This window comes from Pseudaeromonas pectinilytica, assembly GCF_054780855.1.
This window is the reverse complement of sequence record NZ_BAAGVN010000108.1, coordinates 1-17,927: the sequence shown is the minus strand read 5'-3', so window position 1 is coordinate 17,927 and position 17,927 is coordinate 1. Positions and strand designations below refer to the sequence as shown.

The following is a 17,927-nucleotide window of genomic DNA, read 5'->3' as shown; positions in this document are numbered from 1 at the left end:
CTGATGGCTTGCTACTCAGACACTGGCATTGGCGGCCGTCGTGCGACAGGATGACGCGAGCAAGCGCCCGGATGACGTAACCGGGAGGCCTCAGTAATGAGGCCACAACTGGGATTGCTCTGAAATGGTAGGCCTGCCGGATCTTGTGGCTCACACGCAAAGATGCAGAGCAATCCACAGTTGTGGTTAATCGTTAGACGGCCAGGTGGGCCATACCAGGGCATTGACTCTGTGAAGCTCGCCACGATGCAGCCGAGAAATCGGGTGGAGTCCTGCACCACAACGCCTATCGGGAGAACCTAGTGGGCAAGCGTTGCTCCTAGCGATACAAGGAGCACACAACTGGGATTGCATTTGGTCGGGCCTAGGCCGCTCAACGTTGGGGCTTAATGGACGCTTGAGTAATGCAATCCACAGTTGTGGCAACACAACGATGGTAGGTTTTGTCAGTAATCGAGCGGCTGTTTTATCATCTAAAGCAAATGCAAACGATGACCTGATCCGAGTCGCTGCTTAATACCCAGCATGCTCGCGAGGTATTCCGATTCCTCGTCACCTAATTCGGCGGAGCGGCTCACAGCTCTGATTAATAAGAGTGAGCACACAACCGCATGGGCTCTGCTTGCTGATAAATCGCTTAGGCAGCAAACCAATGGAATGGCGATCACTTCCATAGAGCCCAGCCGGTTGTGGTGAATGCGCAGTGCTGATGCGCAATTGGTGTAAATGGGGACGCCGTTAGGTACGCATCATCGGCCTACATGAATGGCCGTAACAGTACCCATGATGCCGGGATCAGCTCCGGCCACCACAACCAAACGTAGATGGCATGCTAGGGTCGAAAGGCTTGGGGCATGTTTTTTGAAGAAGGCAGGTGACGACCAGCCAAGTCCTCGGAGTGCTGACCTCTGTCGCTCGATAGGGTCGAAACGCCAGACTCGGGGCAACCTAACACCGCAGTACCCAGTCGCTAAACACCCAACAAGTGACGCTAACACCTCAGAGACACCACCACTGATTCCCTCCACCTCGCCGGGCTATGCCCGACAGACGTGTAGCCGTCACGAGGCGTAGGCCTTACACGGAGCGGGAACATGCGAACCCATTCAACGCATCGCAAGCAGATCGCCAAAATCCTCGAGGACCACGCGGGAAAGAAGTCAGTGCCAGAACTGGCCAAAGAGCTGGGCTTGTCGATTGGCTACCTCCGCTGCACCGCGCAGTCATACGGCATCAGCATGGCGATGCCTCCCAAGGTCACCGAACACGACAAGTGCCTGATGCGCCTATTGCGTGCCGAAGGCATGACCCTAGCGGAGATAGCCGAGAAGTTTGAATGCGGCATCAAAACCGTATGCATCGCATGTGAAGGCATTAAGAAAGGACGGAAGGCAGCATGAACCAATACGCACAGCGCCTGCTCGAACTGCAGGGCAGACACAGTCACAAGTTGAAGGAAATTGGCGATCAGTGGCAAACACCGAAGCCTCTGGCCTGGGGCCTGTTCCATCACTTCGCACCGAAGATCGGGCCTGTGGTGCTCGACCTGTTCGCAGACATGAGCAACGCGCTGGTGGGCTGCTTCTACACCGCTGCAGATAACGCTCTGCTGCAAGACTGGGCTGGTGACTCTCGCCGCCAAGGCGGTGCCTGCTTTGCTAACCCGCCCTACTCTCGACCGGAATCCGATGCCGATGGCAACGCCATCACCGGCATGGAGTCGATTCTGGACTACTGCCGGGAACAGCGGGAGCAGGGCGCCAAGATCATGCTGCTGATTAAAGCCGCCACCTCCGATGGTTGGTGGCCCGAAGATGCCGACTGCATTCAGTTCATATCCGGCCGCATCGGGTTTGAAGCTCCAGACTGGTACACGCCTGCGGATCCGGCGAAAGACAAGCCGTCATCCAGTGGGTTCGCCTCTGCTGTCGTGATCTTTGACCGCGACTGGAAGTGGGAGCGCCGCCCCATTGAGCGGCTGAACCGTGATGATCTCATCACCACCGGAGAGATCATTCTCGGCATGATTGATTACCGCGCAGCCCAGCTGGTAAGCAAGCTGCGGGGCACTCTCAGCACTCAAGATACCCCAGCCCCCACCGAAACGGTGGATACCCTGCCGGATGCTAGTCAAGCAACTACCTCTGACCCCGCACCCGTCTGCGTAGTGCGGATCTACCAATCCATATCCGGCGATTGGGCCGCTGAATATCTGCAAAACAATGTCGCGATGGCGTCCATAGGCGGCTGTGATACCGCTGAAGATGCCCTGGCGGCGGCAGATGATCAAGGCTGGGTCTATGACCACATCTCGTGGCCCCATGACATCGGACCGGATGATGAGTCAAGCACCAGTCAAACAAATGCCGAGGCTCAACCAGACGAGGAACTAGAAACGGAAGCAGAGTCGGTCACATGCATCACCTGCGGCCAGCGATACCCAGATGGTAACCAAACAGCAGAGTTCATCGGCTGGCACGGCAAGTGCCCAGACTGCCAGCTGCAGGAACCCCAACCAGAGCCAGAGGCAGAGCCATCTGCTCAGCTCGACATGGTGGATGCCAGTCACGCTGCCGGCAACGACACAGAACCGGCCTCGGTGATGCCTCTTGCCGATTGGTACTGGCAGTACCAGAACGATGGCCCACTGAGCCTTGATGACGGTCAATGGCCTCATTTCGTTGTCGTGCTGACCATCCTCTACGGTGTTCGGGACCAGTACACCTCACGCCAAGTCGCTGTTGCCTGCTCCATTTGCGATGAACAGCTGATGGACGAGTTCACAACCATGTCCGATGAAACCAAAGAGCGGATCCGCCGCTGCAGCATGGCTATAGCCCAAGCGGAGACCGATACCCCAATGTCTGATGAGCAGCGGCAAACCGCAGTCACAGCGCTGCTGGCGAGTGTCGATGACCAGAAGCTCAGTCTCAATGATGCAGCACTGATTGCGCGTAGTGCAGTGCTGGTTGAAGAGGTGGCGGCATCGGAGCCGGAAGATTGCACACCAATGCCGCTCGAAGCATGGCAGGAGAAGATCCAGAACGATGAATCTTTTGGCATTCATGGTCAATGGCAACATTTCGTCGTCGTGCTGACCATTCTCTATGGCGTAAAGGAACAGTACACATTAAGCCAGGTTGCCAAAACGTGCTCCATTTGCGATGCGCGGCAGATGAATGAGTACGAAACCCTCTCAGAAAAAACCAAGAGGATGATCCGGATCTGCTCTGAAGCCATCACGAGAGCAACCAAACTAATGCGTCCCGAGCTCACATCGCATGAGGTTCAAGATTCTGTCTCCATGCTAACGGGAATCGCTCATCTTGATGCTTATGGAAGACCCTATGTGAGGACGCTGGTAACTGATCACGTTGAATGCCTGAGAATCAACAAGGGGAAGGCAGCATGATCACCGCGATTGATTTGTTCGCAGGCCTCGGCGGTTGGTCAACTGGGGCAAGCCTAGCCGGAGTCGATGTACTGTGGGCGGCCAACCACTGGCCGGATGCGGTCGAGTGGCACTCTGCCAACCACCCAAACACCATTCATGCCTGCCAGGATCTGCACCAAGCAGATTGGTCAAAGGTTCCAGCTCATGACCTGCTACTGGCCTCCCCTTGTTGTCAAGGTCACAGCAAGGCGCGGGGCAAGGCCAACGGCAACCCACAGCATGATGCCAGCCGCAGCACCGCATGGGCTGTGGTATCGGCACTGGAGTTTCACCGGCCCGAGTTAGCCATCGTTGAGAACGTTCCGGAATTCCTTGATTGGACGCTCTATCCGGCGTGGGCCTCCGCCATGAATGCGCTCGGCTACCAGCTGGCGCCTCATGTCGTGAACTGCGCGGATCTTGGAGTGCCTCAAGAGCGGGTGCGCATGTTCCTGATCTGCACTCGTAGTCGGGCACCGCTGCACCTGCAGTTGCCGAAGATGGAGCATGTTCCAGCCACATCGTTCATCGACTTAAATGTGGGTCGCTGGTCTCCCATCGAGCGACCCGGGCGAGCAACCGCCACGCTGGAGCGGATCCGCAATGGCCGAGAGCAGTTTGGCGACCGCTTTGTGATGAGCTACTACGGCAACACCAAGTCTGGCCGAAGCCTGCAGCGCCCGATTGGTACCATCACCACTCGGGATCGCTGGGCCATCGTGGACGGTGACTGGATGCGAATGCTAACGGCTGATGAAAACCTAATGGCCATGTCATTCCCTGTCGGCACCAAGCGCCCAGCCAACCATCGACTGACGGTTCATATGGCTGGTAACGCAGTGCCACCTGTCGCAGGCCAACGAATTATCCAAGCGCTACTGGAGGCAGCATGAGCAAAGCAGAGGCATCTGTGAATGCCATGAACCTGAGGATGGCGGTTCGCGGGCGCGACCAGTCATTCATCCAACCGAGTGAAAAAACATTCAACTGGTCAGCCAGTGTCTATAGACGGGCCACCAGCAAACGGAATTGCAAGAAGGCAGGTGCAGCATGAGCAAGCAATATGCCGAACGTGACGCCTCATCTCTTGATGAAGCCGGCGGTTATTACATCCGCCATGTCTCAGCGATGACCAAAGGAGGACTGCACAGCAAGTCTGATATTGCGGCCGAGCTTGGATTCCGTGATATGCGGATTGATCAATTGAATCACCGTATTAATCAATTGCTGACCGAACGTAACGCCACCGGATTGGCAATTGATCATGCCTTGAGTGGTGTTCTGCCTGAGCAGCATGGACTCCTAAGCCGGTTGCAGATGCTATCTCTCGTGGCGGCCCAGCGCGACGAGCTGCTGGATGCGTTATCTGGCCTTGTCGATTTCATCGAGATCGACGATCTAAACATTGATGCGTTGGCACTTAAAATTGCCAAAGATGCCATCGCCAAGACCAAAGGCGGTGCAGTAAACCATTTTCCTGATGCCGCGAAAATGGTGCCTGAGGGGTGGCAGCTGGTCCCGGTGGAGCCCACTCTTGAGATGATTGCTGCTGCCACACGTGACTCCGTTGGCTTTGGCACCAGGGCGGAATACAAAGCCATGCTCGCCTCCGCTCCGAAGCACGAAGGCGGTGCCGCATGACGATCCGACACATTGAGGCGCTGGCCGCCATCGCGTTTGGGCTGGTTGTGGTTATGAGCCTGACGGGAGGTGAGTAATGGACAAGGTGCGTGAAGATTTTGAAGAGTGGTTTAAGCGCGATTACCACCCAGATAAGACAGGTCCGTATATGAAAGATGCATTGCTTTACGCATGGCAAGCCTCACGCGCCGCGCTGTGTGTAAATTTACCAACCAATGAGACAACCTGGCCAGACGGGACTGAATTAGTGGATCGAAAACAGGTTGAAACGTCGATTGATGCGGCTGGGGTGAGTTATTCATGACCATCGACCGGAGACGCCGACTGTTCCACTGGCTGGAGAACCGCAATGGAGTACGACCTCGACAACGCCCTGCTGCAGCTGGCGAAACGGTGCAATGCCGATTGCCTTGATGCTGTAGCCGGGGCAAAGCCAAAATACTACACCGCCCTCACCCTCCCAGTTTTCACGCGCTACACACCCCAGGCTCGCAATATAGGGGCCAGCATCACGGCACTGAAATACCAAGTCGCGGTGCTCAACCGAGTCATCGAGCCGAAATAGACGGTTCATTCCAAGCCTTGCGCCACTCAGTGGTGGATGCTTGAAGCCACCTTACCAGCAAGACAGAAAACATAAGGACACCGACATGCTCTACGCATTTATCGACATCAGCAAGCTCAGTATCGGAAACAAGATCCACGCAGGCATGGTCGCTGGCCTGACCGATGCGGATATCTACTGGGGATTGGATGAGGCTGGACACGACCCATACCAATGCATCCTGAAACCAATCGTTGCTGGGTGCGTGTCTGCCCCGGCGGTCGTTGAGCGGCAGGCTTCCGATCATGGCGCTAGTAATATGGTGTTTATCGATACGGAGAGAGACGCCCTGGCTCTCACTAACTCAGACATGGAATTCTTCAGCGGATCCATCTTGGAATGCCTATCTGGAATTCAAGTCTCTGCTTTTGACTATGAGCTCAAGGCATTTAGCGGCTCCGGAAGCGATGGTTATATAAAGCCCATCACATATGACGATCACTGCAATTTGCAAAACCTAATAAGATCAGCTGCGAAAGCTGTGGATGCCGAGTAATTAAGGATTCAAACCGATGTTTAACTTCGATGAACAGTGGCGCGAGATGGAGCGCCGCGATAAAGACCAAGGTGATAAAAATGGCATCACGCGGCGTTAACAAAGTAATCCTGATCGGCAACCTGGGCCAAGACCCAGAAGTGCGATACACACCGGGCGGCAAAGCGGTGGCCAATATCACCGTGGCTACCTCCGAAACATGGAAAGACCAGCAAGGCCAGCTGCAAGAGCGTACTGAATGGCACCGTTGCACCATGTATGCCCGTCTGGCGGAGATTGCGGGTGAATACCTGAAGAAGGGCTCCAAGGTCTATCTGGAAGGTCGCCTGCAGACTCGCGAATGGCAGGATCAGCAAGGCGTCAAACGCTACACCACAGAAATCATCGTCGGTGAAATGCAGATGCTTGATGGACGGCCAGCCGGCGGGCGTCCACCTGCCCAGTCAAACACCCCTGCAGCACCATCACCAGAGGCGAACGGCCGGACCACCAGCGAACCGCCGCCAATGGACTTCGATGACGATCTGCCGTTCGGCTATATCGGTATCAGCTGCAGAGCTCTGCTGCTTTCAATGTGAGGTGTCTATGGGAACAACAACTCGAATCGTTACACTGGAAATACCAAGAGTTGGTCTGATCCCTAAAAAGACAGTCTGCCGCTTGGCTGCTGTCTCAGACCGAACATTGCTCGAGTGGTCAAAGCCAGGGAAGGATGGGAAGCCCGCAATTTTTCCAGTGAAGCCAGTGATCAGCGGGCGCGGAAAACCCAGCCTCTATTCTGCCGAGCAGATTATCGAGTGGTTCAAGAGCCTGGAACGAGCGCCTATTGAATTGCCGATGGAGCACATCGGTGCAGTGAAACAGCAGAGTGAGAGATAGTAAAACCGACCGGCGAAAGCCGGTTTTTTTTCGCCTGTGATCTGACGGTTACGCTGATCACGGAGCATGAGCGCATACTTAAGCAGTCGCCAATTAGCCACAGACTAGCCACAGAATCGAAAATTAGAGTTTTTTGAGATTTTTGCCGAATTGTTTATATGTTTATTTTCAATATGTTGCAGATGATTTTACTTGCAGAAGTGCGGATTCTACCATTGAACTACACCCGCTTGGTGTGGGCACTACTATATGCGTTTTTTTATCTGAATCAACGCTCAAAGCGGTCGAAGCATCACATTCCGGTGCGTTTGCACAAGCTTTGAACAATGGCAGGTGATTTCAACGCCGATCCGGGAGGTTAGAAAATCCGGCCGCGGATCTGGGCGCCGCCCAAAGTCGTCCGGCAGCCCTTGCGGAGCTGATGGTCGGCCAACCGCAGGAACAAAATAGACCCCGATCCCCCTCCCGCAGATTCTGGCCCTATTGCACTCCCCAAATAGGCTCTTCACCAATTAAACGCCCAACCGGACGATGAACATTTGCCAAGCCTGGAACGTAAAGATAGATTTGCCCTGAATTTTATCTCGGTAGCTGATTCTTGATATGGACAAACTCCGGCAACGCACTCTTCTGACCTGGTTACGTCAGCAACGCCGTCTGGCCAAACCCTGGCTCAGTATCACGGTTCTTCTCGGCGGTTTTTCGGCGGGCCTGCTGATTGGCCAGGCCTGGCTGCTGGCCTCCCTGCTGCATGGTTTTATTCTCGACGGCATGCCCAAGCGCGAACAGGGCATGGCCTTTGTGCTGCTGCTGGGTATCGTGCTGTTACGGTCCCTGCTGGCCATGGCCCGGGAGCAGAGCGCTTTCACCGGAGCGACCCGGGTGCGACGCCAGATCCGTCGCCAACTGCAAGAGGAGATGGCGCGCCGTGGCCCCGCCTATCTGCAACGCCAACCGGCCGGCAGTTGGGCCAGTCTGCTGCAGGAGCAGGTCGAAAACCTCCATGACTTCTATGCCCGCTATCTGCCCCAGACCCAGCTGAGCGGCTTGCAGCCGTTTCTCATCCTGCTGGCGGTGTTCCCCGTCAACTGGACCGCAGGGCTGATACTGCTCGGCACAGCCCCCCTCATCCCGCTGTTTATGATCCTCACAGGTATCGGCGCCGCCGATGCCAATCGCCGCAACTTCGAGGCGCTGCGCCGCCTGTCCGGCCATTTTCTCGATCGCCTGCGTGGCATGGCCACCTTGCGCCTCTATCGCCGCGCCGACGCCGAGCGCGACAGCATAGCCCGCGCCTCGGAAGACTTTCGCGAACGCACCATGGAAGTGTTGCGGATGGCGTTTTTGAGCTCCGCCGTGCTGGAGTTTTTCGCCTCGGTCTCGATTGCCATCCTGGCGGTCTACTTCGGTTTCAGTTATCTGGAGCACCTGAGCTTCGGGGACTACGGCACCAAGGTCACGTTGTTCGTCGGTCTGTTCGTGCTGCTGTTGGCTCCCGATTTCTATATGCCGCTGCGCGAGCTCGGGGCCCACTATCATGCCAAAGCGCAGGCCCTGGGGGCCGCCGATGCCATCGAGCAATTCCTGAATGAACCGGTCACCGCCATCCAGTCCGGTAGCGGCCAGTTGGCTGCCGATGAGCCCCTGACCCTGGTGGCCGAAAATCTGATGGTGTTGAGCCCGGAAGGACAACGCCTGGTCGGCCCCCTCTCCTTTACCCTGCAGGCGGGCCAGCGCACCGTGCTGGTCGGCAAGACTGGCTCGGGGAAAAGCTCTCTGCTCCACGCCTTGCTGGGTTTTCTGCCCTATGAGGGCAGCCTGCGCATCAATGGCCAGGAGCTGCAACAACTGGATTTGGGCCTGTGGCGTCGCGAGATCGCCTGGCTCGGGCAAAATCCCAAGCTGATCCACGGCACCCTGGCCGACAATCTGCGCATGGGCCGCGCGGTGGACGACGCCCAACTGCAGCAGGCGGTGGCACAAGCCGGAGCCAGCGATATTCTCGCCAGCAAGGGGTGGGATTATGGCATCGGGGATGGCTCGGCCGGATTATCGGTCGGTCAGGCGCAGCGGCTGGCGTTAGCCCGGGCGCTGGTCTGCCCGTCGCGGCTGTTGCTGCTGGATGAACCCACCGCCAGTCTGGATCGGCAGAACGAACAGCGCATCCTGGACGCCCTGGCTCCGCTGCAGCAAGGGCGCACCACGCTGATGGTCACCCATAGAGCCGATCAACTGGCCAATGCCGATCAGATCCTGCTGCTGGAACAGGGCCAACTGCGAGCCCACGGCACCGCTGCCGAGCTGAATCAACCGGATAGTCCACTGCAACGCTTGCTGGGACACCAGAACACACCGGCATCAGTCGGCCCATCCACCACCGAAACCGGAGTTGCCGATGCGTGATCTGATCCCATTTCTGCGCCTGTACCGTCGCCACTGGCTACTGCTGAGCTGTGGCCTGGCGCTGACGCTGTTTACCCTGCTGGCCGGGATTGGCCTGCTCTCCCTCTCCGGCTGGTTCCTCTCCGCCGCTGCGGTGGCGGGCCTGAGCCTGGTCGGCCGTCAGAATTTCAACTATCTGTTCCCCGCCGGAGCCGTGCGGTTTCTGTCCATAGTCCGTACCGCCAGCCGCTGGGGCGATCGGGTGGTGACCCACGACGCCACCTTCCGCCTGCTGACCCGGTTGCGCATCCTGTTCTGGGAAAAATTGGCCCCGCTACCCGCCGCCCGTCTGCAAGGGTTCCGCCAGGGGGATCTGCTCAACCGTCTGGTGGCCGATATCGACGCCATGGACCATGTCTACTTGCGTCTGGTCACCCCCTTGATCACCGCCTTGCTGACCCTGCTGGCGATCTTTGTCTTCCTGCAGCGCTTCGATCTGCAACTGGCGCAAACGCTGACCCTGAGCCTGCTGCTGATTGGACTGCTGCTGCCCGCCCTGCTCTATCGTCTCGGCCGCACGCCGGGCCGCCAGCTAGCCCAGAGCCGCGCCAGCTTGCGGATCCGCTACCTGGACTATGTGGAAAATCAGGCCGAGTGGTTACTGTTCGGTGCCGAAGCCGAACAACGGCAGCACCTGGAGTTGGCAGAAAGCCGGATGATTGCCGCCCAACGCCGGATGAACCTGCTCAGCGGCCTCTCCACTGCCCTGCTGACTCTAAGCGCCGGGGTGCTGCTGCTGGTGATCTTGTGGCTCAGTGCCGATGGGGTTGGCGATCGTCACGCCGATCCGCTGATCGCCCTGATGGTGTTTATCACCCTGGCCGCCTTTGAAGCGATCAATCCGCTAGTCGCCGCGTTTCAGCATCTGGCCAGCACGCTCGCCTCGGCTCGCCGCCTCAACGAGGTACTTCAGGAGGCCGAACCCCTGCGGTATGGGTCGGCCACTCTTGATCCCGCTGCGACCAGCCTGGCGCTGAGTCTGCAGCAGGTCCACTTTGGCTATCCAGGGCAGCCCGAGGTGTTATCTGACCTCAGCCTGCAGCTGGCCGCGGGGGAGAAGCTGGCCATCGTCGGCCCCACCGGCTGCGGTAAATCCACCCTGCTGGGCCTCATCACCCGGGAGTGGAGCGCCAGCGCAGGAGCGCTGACACTCAACGGTCGGCCGCTGGCCGAGCTGGATGAGAGCAGTTTGCGGGCCAGCATGGCCGTGGTCAGCCAGCGCGTGCATATCTTCTCCGCCACCCTGGCCGACAATTTGCGCCTGGCCGCCCCTTCCGCCAGCGATGAGGAGTTGGTGGCCATCCTGCAGGCGGTCGGACTGGACGCCCTGCTGCTCGGGGATACACCGCGCAAGGCCTTGCAACTCTGGTTAGGCGATGGCGGCCGTCCCCTCTCCGGTGGCGAGCAACGGCGTCTGGGCCTGGCCCGCGCCCTGCTGCATCGCGGCCCCTTGTTGCTGCTGGATGAACCCACCGAAGGGCTGGATCCAGCCACCGAGCAGGCCATTCTGGCGCTGATCTTCGAACATGCCCGCGACAAGAGCCTGTTGATGATCACCCACCGCCTGACCGGCCTGCAGCAGATGGATCGGGTACTGCGCCTGGAGCAAGGCCAGCTGCAGCCTGTCACGGTGTAAACCATCCCCATCCTGAGGATCCGATAAGGCGCTCCTATCTCCATAGAGCCAACCGTTGGCGGCCCAGATGCCGCCAACGAGCGCCGTGAGTGTGGTGAGGGCGGCCGCAACCGCCTATAATGGCTCCCTCTCAAGCATGTCGACTGGACTCGTGATGAAATTCTCTGCCTTGCTGCTCACCCTGGTACTGGCTGGTTGCAGCACCTACAGCTTCCACACCAATCTGGATAAAGAAAACTTCACCGAATATTTCAAACCCGGCACCGTGACCCTGGTGGAGAAGGAGCAGCTGGATAGTTTGCAATACCAGATCCTGGGGACAGTGGAAGGCAACTCCTGCCAGGAAGATAACACCCAGCCAGTTCCGGTGATCGGCGATGCCCGCACCGATGCCCGGGTGCGTACCGCCGATCTGGGGGGCAATGGGTTGCTGATCTCCAAGTGCATCGAGCTGGAGCAGACGCCGGGCTGTCAGGCCAGCATCACCTGCTACGGCCAGGCGCTGAAAATCGCCGAGCCCAAGTAAGCATGTCCAACACCCTTACCCTGCAGCCGGTCGGCATACTCAGCTCTCCTTATCGAGAGAAATTTGCCGTGCCTCGGCAGCCAGGGCTGGTCAAGAGCGCCCGCGCGCGTCTGGAATTGCTGCCGCCCTGCAACGATCCGCAGACCCTGCGCGGCATCGAGCAATTCAGCCATCTGTGGCTGATCTTCCAGTTTCATGAATGCGCCGAACAGGGCTGGCATCCGACCGTACGACCACCACGTCTGGGTGGCAACGAGCGGGTTGGCGTGTTCGCCAGCCGCAGCCCGTTTCGTCCCAACGGGCTGGGACTCTCGGTGGTCGAGTTGCGCGGCGTCCAGCAGCAAGGCTCCCGTCTGTGGCTGGAGCTCGGCGGCGTCGATCTGGTCGATGGCACCCCCATCCTCGACATCAAGCCCTATGTGCCCTACGCCGACAGCCTGCCCCTGGCCAATGGTGGCTTTGCGCCCGAAGCTCCGACGCTCATGTCCGTGGAGTTCGAGCCCCAGGCCGAGGCCAGCCTGCTCCAGCAGCAGGTGCGCTATCCGCAGCTGCGCAGTTTTATTGCCGAAGTGCTGGCCCAGGATCCACGTCCGGCTTATCGCCAGCAGGCCGATGATGACCGGGAGTATGGTGTGCATCTGTATGAGTTCAATGTGCGCTGGCGCGTGGTTAACGGCATCAATCGGGTCATAGCGCTGGATCCAGCCTGATGCCTGCAGCACACTGATGCCTCGCCACCAACCGGACACCACCATGCGCACTCATCTCCAAACTCCAAGTATTCAGACCACAAGCCACCCGCTTAGCAAGCTGGCATCACTGTTGACGCTGCTGATCCTGTGCGGTTGTACGCCCCCCGCCCAGCCAGAACCGCCCAAGGATGCACCCAAAGAGTCCAACCTGCTGCAAAGCCAAACCGAAGCGTTGGAGAAAGCCAAGCAGGTGGAACAACTGCTGCAGAACGCGGCGAGTGCCCAGCAAGCGGCAATTGATGACCAAGTACGCTGATCCCCAGGTCCTATTGCCACACCCCATAATCGCCACACCCCATAAAAGCGATATCCCAGTTTGGTGTTGCGCTGGAGTCTGATCGAGCGCAGACACGCCGTAAATCCATCCCTGGAGGCTCGATGGCGGCATCCGGTCTGCTTTTCGTCCAGACTCCATCCCTCTTCATTCCCAACCGCTAACTGGAATAGAGTCACAAAAAAGGCCTCTTACGAGGCCTTTTTCAGCATGCTATCCGCTCAGGGCAGCAGATCGGAGCGCTCTTCATCGTCATCAGGCTCCATGGGTTGCCCTTCATCTTCGGGTGACTCCGACATGGCATCCTGATCCGTTGGCGGCGTCGAGGCCACCCCGAACGCCGGGGTATCGCCGCCGGCCAGGGTCACAGTCCCATAGAGAATGCTGTAGCCATGGGGCAGCAACCAGTATCGCACTACTCCTTCATCCTGCTCGAACGCCCCCAGATAGACCAGATCTTCGGCCTGCAAGGCAGAAGGATCATCATCCGACTCCCCCAGCTTCAGGTGCAGATAGTCGAGCAGCTGCTCCTCGGTGGCGCTGGGAAGTCCGGTTTTGCCGCGCCAGTCATCCGCTGGACGCTGTGTCTCGTCCGCCGCCTCACTGTCGATATGATCGAGCACCGCAGGGGCTACTTTCATCTCCGCTAGGCGATGTTGCTGTTGATAGTCGGCCAGCAGACGAATGCTCAGGGTCAGCAGCAACAGCAAACCAGCCCACATGATCCACGCTTTCATCCTATCCTCCGCTCCCTGTCCCTATTACCACGCCATCAGTTCCGGGATCTCCGGGTGGCCACGCTGGGTCAAAAATTGCAGCAAACGCTGGGGGGAGCCATTCAGCAGTCGCTCCTGAGGAAAACCGGTCTTTTCAATCAACTGCTGGGCATAGGAGAAATCGCCCAGGCTATAGGCGACATGGGAATCCGAGCCCAGCACCAGAGTCGCCCCCAGATCCCGCGCCACTTCGACCAGGGTCTGACAATTGGCCTCGCTGCCGCGACGGGAGTGACAAAACGACGAATTGTTGATTTCCAGCGCCACCTGATGGCTGACCGCGGCCGCGACCACCGCCGGAATATCAATCGGATAGGCCGGGTTTCCGGGATGGGTAATGATATCGACGGTGCCACTGCGAATGGCATTGATCATCGCCCGGGTGTGGGTCTCCTGATCGCTCGGCGCAAACACCGGCTCATGAAAACCGGCCAGAACAATATCCAGACCCTCGAGCATGCGCTCCGAGCAGTCGATCTCGCCAAAGACGTTCTTAATATTGGCCTCGATACCGCGCAGTATGCCGACGCCATCGACGATCCGCGGCAACACCCGCAAGTTGATAAAGTGCCAGAAATGCGGCGCATCGGCCATCTCGGGACCATGATCCGTGGTGGCAAACAACCGGATGCCCTTGCGCTTGGCTTCGGCCACATAATCATGGATGGTGCTATAGGCATGGGTACTGGCTACGGTGTGGCTATGAATATCAACTGGATAGTTCATGACGTCTCAAACTCCCATTCGCTCTGACCTTGGTACTGGCGGCAGCATACCATAAAGCACTGCCAACCGATTGAACTCAGCACCATCGCTCAGGAGCAGGCCAGATATCCGCGCTCTGTTCACTGCAGCCAGCTATCCAGGCGGGTCCATTGTTCGGTCTGGGCCTTCTGACGCTTGAACTCGATCTCCCGCCACTCCCGCCGTAACAACCGGCTAAACAGGGGCGTTGCGGGCTCAATCAGGGTAAACAGGGAGAGATCAGTGACCGCAGGCAGAGAGCGCGCCTGTCGGTGTTCATCGATCAGTAACAACCCCAGAGCACCCGCCACAAAATGACCGCCACCCAGCACAGAAATACGTCCTTGTTGGCGCAACTGCAGCACCCGCGGGGAGATATTAATCGAACTCAACCAGACATTCTGCCCCGGGACCCGGCCCGCCTCGATGAGGGCGCGCAATGCCCCGAAGGCCATATGGTCGTTGGCCGTCCAGATATGAGTCACATCAGGGTAGCGCCGGAGCAGCACCTGCATCTGGCCGTAGGCCGTCAGCTCATCCCACTGGCCATACACCTGTTGTAACAAGCGTGCTGGCTTATGCTGCGCCAGCGCCTCCTTCGCCCCGGCATCCCGCGCCATCGAGGCTGGAGTCGACTTGTCACCGGATATCATGATCACCTGGGGCGAGCCCGCCGCCCCCTGCGCCAACAACTTGCTCATGGTTTGTCCGCCAATCCAGTTATTATCCGGCACGACCGCAGGCAGCAGATACTGGGCCCAATGCGGGTCCAGCGCCAACTCGCTACGCTGCTGCGGGGTGATATCGTTCAAGATAAACAGCACGGGGATGGGATAGGCGTGCAACAATTGCAACAGCTTGGGCCCCACCTGTCGCTCATTGGTCAGCACCACGTAATCGGGCAAGGGCGGTCGTTTCAGGCGGGCCGCTAAAAACTCGGCCATGCGAAAGTGTTCCCGCTCGGCGTGGAATACTTCCAAGCGCAGATCCAGATCCTCGGCGGCAGCGGCCATCAGGCCGTCCACATCCCCCCAGAAACTCTCCTGAGCCTTACCTGGATTGAGAAACAGCACTGAACTCGGGTCGGCATGCGCTCTCGACAAGGCCATGACCAATACCAGGCAAACGCCCACGATTCGTATATTTACCCAACACGCAGTCATAGACTGATCTCCAACTCCCGATTGTCTTGAGCATAGCCCGTTGCCAGAGCCCGTAGCCATAGCCCAAAGACATCTCTTTCAACTGGCCCCGGCACCGGCGGCTACCCGGGAGCCAGCCCGATGCCAGAGTGCAGGCTTTTTGTGGCAAACGCATTTTCCCCTTAAGTTCAACCGTACCGCCTGTTAGAATTTCGCCCCACTGAATTTCTCTTCGCCGCACATCCGGCATAAGCCAAGGATCCGATATCCATGCGTACCAGCCAATACCTGCTCTCTACCCTGAAGGAAACCCCCTCCGATGCCGAAGTCATCAGCCACCAGCTGATGCTGCGCGCCGGTATGATCCGCAAACTGGCTTCCGGTCTCTACAACTGGTTGCCGACCGGTCTGCGGGTGCTGAAAAAGGTAGAAAACATCGTTCGCGAAGAGATGAACAATGCCGGTGCCATCGAAGTCTCCATGCCGGTGGTACAACCCGCCGAGCTGTGGGAAGAGTCCGGCCGTTGGGAGCAATATGGCCCCGAGCTGTGCCGCCTGACCGACCGCCACAACCGCCCTTTCGTACTGGGCCCGACCCACGAAGAGGTCATCACCAACCTCGTTCGCTATGAAGTGAACAGCTACAAGCAGTTGCCACTGAATCTGTTCCAGATCCAGACCAAGTTCCGTGACGAAGTACGCCCGCGTTTCGGCGTGATGCGCGGTCGTGAATTCCTGATGAAGGATGCCTACTCCTTCCATATCGACAAGGCCAGTCTGGTCGATACCTACGGCAAGATGCACGCCGCCTACTGCGCTGCCTTCAGCCGCATGGGTCTGGACTTCCGTCCGGTACAGGCCGATACCGGCTCCATCGGCGGTACTGGCTCCCACGAGTTCCAGGTGCTGGCCGACAGCGGTGAAGATTTGATCGCCTTCTCCACCGGCTCTGACTATGCCGCCAACATCGAAATGGCCGAGGCCCTGGCCCCGGCTGGTGAACGCCCGGCCGCCACGGCCGCATTGGCCACAGTCGACACCCCGAACGTCCACACCATCGACGAGGTCGCCGCCTTCTTCCAGGTGGCGCCGAGCCAAATCGCCAAGACCCTGCTGGTGCTGGGCGAAGAAGACGACAAGCAGCAACAGGCGGTCATCGCCCTGGTGCTGCGCGGCGACCACGAGCTCAACGACGTCAAGGCCGAGAAGCTGCCGGGCGTCGCCAAGCCGCTGACCTTCGCCAATGACGAGCAGATCAAGGCCGCCGCCGGTTGTGATGCCGGCTCCATTGGTCCCAAGGGTTTTGCCGGTCGTATCATCGTCGATCGCGCCGCCGCCCATCTGGCCGACTTTATCTGTGGCGCCAACGAAACCGGCAAGCACCTGACTGGCGCCAACTGGGATCGGGACATCAGCGGTTACGAAGTGGCCGATCTGCGCAATGTGATCGAAGGCGACCCAAGCCCTTGTGGCCAAGGCACCCTGCTGCTCAAACGCGGCATCGAAGTCGGCCATATCTTCCAGCTCGGCACCAAGTACTCCGAAGCCATGAAGGCGACTGTGCTGAACGAAGGTGGCAAGTCTACCGTGATGGAGATGGGTTGCTACGGCATCGGCGTCTCCCGCGTGGTGGCCGCCGCCATCGAGCAGAACTATGACGACGCCGGTATCATCTGGCCGGATGCCATTGCGCCGTTCGAAGTCGCCATCATCCCGATGAACATGCACAAGTCCCATCGCGTGGCTGAACTGGCCGAGCGCTTCTACAGCGAACTCAAGGCCGCCGGTGTCGATGTCCTGTTCGATGATCGCAAGGAGCGCCCGGGCGTGATGTTTGCCGATATGGAACTGATCGGTATCCCCTACGCCATCGTCATCGGCGAGCGCGGCATCGACAGCGGCATCGTCGAATATAAAGAGCGCCGTGGCAGCGAGAAACGCGAAGTCGCCATCGATGAAGTCGTATCCATCATCAAGGCCAAATTAAACCGCTAATCCCGGGTTTATTTAGTTAAATAAAAAGGATCCTGCGGGATCCTTTTTTATTGCTGATGATTCATCGATTCTAATCATCAATATTTATTTCCCCGTAGGGGCGATTAGCGAAGCGTAATCGCCCGGAAAGATAGATGTTTATGTATAGAAACATTGATGGATTAAACATGCGAAATTAAATAAAAAATCAAAGATAATTAATCAATTCTTCAAATCCAACACTCAACTGACACAGAACATTGGAATATTTTATCTAAGTTTGAATATTAAAGTGCAATCGACTAGCAGCCTGTTCATTTACATAAAAAACCTTCCCTCCATTCTTTTCTATGCCCGCAGTCGTAAATGCATGAGGATGACCATGTTTATTGTTTAATCCATATGAGATTATGGAGAACATCCCCTCATTAATATTAATATCATCAATGTAATTCCATTTGGAGCCATGATGTGGAATTTGGACTGTTCCAATATAATCCTTGTATTGACTTATACCGTAAGCGCCGCTCATGTACAGAACCTTAAGCGGCAAGCGAATTAATAATACCGTCTAACGTGTTGTTTTGCTTGGATTTTCTCTGCCTACT

18 protein-coding genes are annotated in these 17,927 nt (G+C 57.7%); 14 read left to right on the top strand and 4 right to left on the bottom strand.

The features are described from left to right. Positions 1-1,094: 1,094 nt before the first annotated feature. The 13 genes from ACYVG7_RS07705 (at position 1,095) to ACYVG7_RS07645 (ending at position 12,665) form a co-directional block, all read left to right on the top strand. Positions 1,095-1,400: a hypothetical protein gene (locus ACYVG7_RS07705; protein ID WP_460882603.1), complete on the top strand. Its 306-nt coding sequence runs from the start codon at positions 1,095-1,097 to the stop codon at positions 1,398-1,400. After that, positions 1,397-3,412 carry a phage N-6-adenine-methyltransferase gene (locus ACYVG7_RS07700; protein WP_460882602.1) on the top strand — a complete coding sequence of 672 codons (2,016 nt, stop codon included), beginning with the start codon at positions 1,397-1,399 and terminating at the stop codon, positions 3,410-3,412. Before ACYVG7_RS07705 ends, ACYVG7_RS07700 begins: the two co-directional genes overlap by 4 nt. Beyond that, on the top strand, positions 3,379-4,326 hold the full coding sequence (locus ACYVG7_RS07695) for a DNA cytosine methyltransferase (RefSeq protein WP_460882601.1): 948 nt from the start codon (positions 3,379-3,381) through the stop codon (positions 4,324-4,326). Before ACYVG7_RS07700 ends, ACYVG7_RS07695 begins: the two co-directional genes overlap by 34 nt. A gap of 157 nt (positions 4,327-4,483) precedes the next feature. After that, positions 4,484-5,074 (top strand): hypothetical protein, encoded by a 591-nt coding sequence (locus ACYVG7_RS07690; RefSeq protein WP_460882600.1) that lies wholly within the window; start codon positions 4,484-4,486, stop codon positions 5,072-5,074. Positions 5,075-5,150: 76 nt separating this feature from the next. After that, positions 5,151-5,378 (top strand): hypothetical protein, encoded by a 228-nt coding sequence (locus ACYVG7_RS07685; protein ID WP_460882599.1) that lies wholly within the window; start codon positions 5,151-5,153, stop codon positions 5,376-5,378. A gap of 45 nt (positions 5,379-5,423) precedes the next feature. Then, positions 5,424-5,639: a hypothetical protein gene (locus ACYVG7_RS07680; protein WP_460882598.1), complete on the top strand. Its 216-nt coding sequence runs from the start codon at positions 5,424-5,426 to the stop codon at positions 5,637-5,639. An 85-nt stretch (positions 5,640-5,724) separates the two neighbouring features. Further along, positions 5,725-6,174 (top strand): hypothetical protein, encoded by a 450-nt coding sequence (locus tag ACYVG7_RS07675; protein ID WP_460882597.1) that lies wholly within the window; start codon positions 5,725-5,727, stop codon positions 6,172-6,174. A gap of 80 nt (positions 6,175-6,254) precedes the next feature. After that, positions 6,255-6,752, top strand: a complete 498-nt coding sequence (gene ssb / locus ACYVG7_RS07670) for a single-stranded DNA-binding protein (protein WP_460882596.1) — start codon at positions 6,255-6,257, stop codon at positions 6,750-6,752. Positions 6,753-7,656: 904 nt separating this feature from the next. After that, positions 7,657-9,456: a heme ABC transporter permease/ATP-binding protein CydD gene (cydD, locus tag ACYVG7_RS07665; RefSeq protein ID WP_460882595.1), complete on the top strand. Its 1,800-nt coding sequence runs from the start codon at positions 7,657-7,659 to the stop codon at positions 9,454-9,456. Next, complete coding sequence (gene cydC, locus ACYVG7_RS07660) at positions 9,449-11,131, top strand: heme ABC transporter ATP-binding protein/permease CydC (protein WP_460882594.1); 1,683 nt, start codon at positions 9,449-9,451, stop codon at positions 11,129-11,131. The genes cydD and cydC overlap by 8 nt, the downstream gene beginning before the upstream one ends. Before the next feature lie 154 nt (positions 11,132-11,285). Continuing rightward, the gene (gene rcsF / locus ACYVG7_RS07655) at positions 11,286-11,657 is read left to right on the top strand and encodes an Rcs stress response system protein RcsF (RefSeq protein WP_460882593.1); all 372 of its coding nucleotides are present in this window, start codon (positions 11,286-11,288) and stop codon (positions 11,655-11,657) included. Positions 11,658-11,659: 2 nt separating this feature from the next. Then, complete coding sequence (gene tsaA, locus ACYVG7_RS07650; RefSeq protein WP_460882592.1) at positions 11,660-12,367, top strand: tRNA (N6-threonylcarbamoyladenosine(37)-N6)-methyltransferase TrmO; 708 nt, start codon at positions 11,660-11,662, stop codon at positions 12,365-12,367. Between the two features lie 43 nt (positions 12,368-12,410). Next, the gene (locus ACYVG7_RS07645) at positions 12,411-12,665 is read left to right on the top strand and encodes a hypothetical protein (RefSeq protein WP_460882591.1); all 255 of its coding nucleotides are present in this window, start codon (positions 12,411-12,413) and stop codon (positions 12,663-12,665) included. 239 nt (positions 12,666-12,904) lie between these two features. Here the strand turns inward: ACYVG7_RS07645 and ACYVG7_RS07640 are convergent, their stop codons facing one another. From ACYVG7_RS07640 to ACYVG7_RS07630, 3 genes are all read right to left on the bottom strand, one after another. Next, complete coding sequence (locus ACYVG7_RS07640) at positions 12,905-13,420, bottom strand: hypothetical protein (protein WP_460882590.1); 516 nt, start codon at positions 13,418-13,420, stop codon at positions 12,905-12,907. A 24-nt stretch (positions 13,421-13,444) separates the two neighbouring features. Beyond that, complete coding sequence (locus tag ACYVG7_RS07635) at positions 13,445-14,185, bottom strand: PHP domain-containing protein (RefSeq protein ID WP_460882589.1); 741 nt, start codon at positions 14,183-14,185, stop codon at positions 13,445-13,447. Between the two features lie 119 nt (positions 14,186-14,304). Beyond that, positions 14,305-15,312, bottom strand: a complete 1,008-nt coding sequence (locus ACYVG7_RS07630) for an ABC transporter substrate-binding protein (protein ID WP_460882588.1) — start codon at positions 15,310-15,312, stop codon at positions 14,305-14,307. A gap of 303 nt (positions 15,313-15,615) precedes the next feature. On the opposite strand from ACYVG7_RS07630, the gene ACYVG7_RS07625 reads away from it, so the two are divergent. Further along, positions 15,616-17,340 (top strand): proline--tRNA ligase, encoded by a 1,725-nt coding sequence (locus tag ACYVG7_RS07625; protein WP_460882587.1) that lies wholly within the window; start codon positions 15,616-15,618, stop codon positions 17,338-17,340. A gap of 253 nt (positions 17,341-17,593) precedes the next feature. Here ACYVG7_RS07625 and ACYVG7_RS07620 read toward each other — a convergent pair whose 3' ends face one another. Further along, on the bottom strand, positions 17,594-17,851 hold the full coding sequence (locus ACYVG7_RS07620; protein WP_460882586.1) for a hypothetical protein: 258 nt from the start codon (positions 17,849-17,851) through the stop codon (positions 17,594-17,596). Positions 17,852-17,927 lie beyond the last annotated feature (76 nt).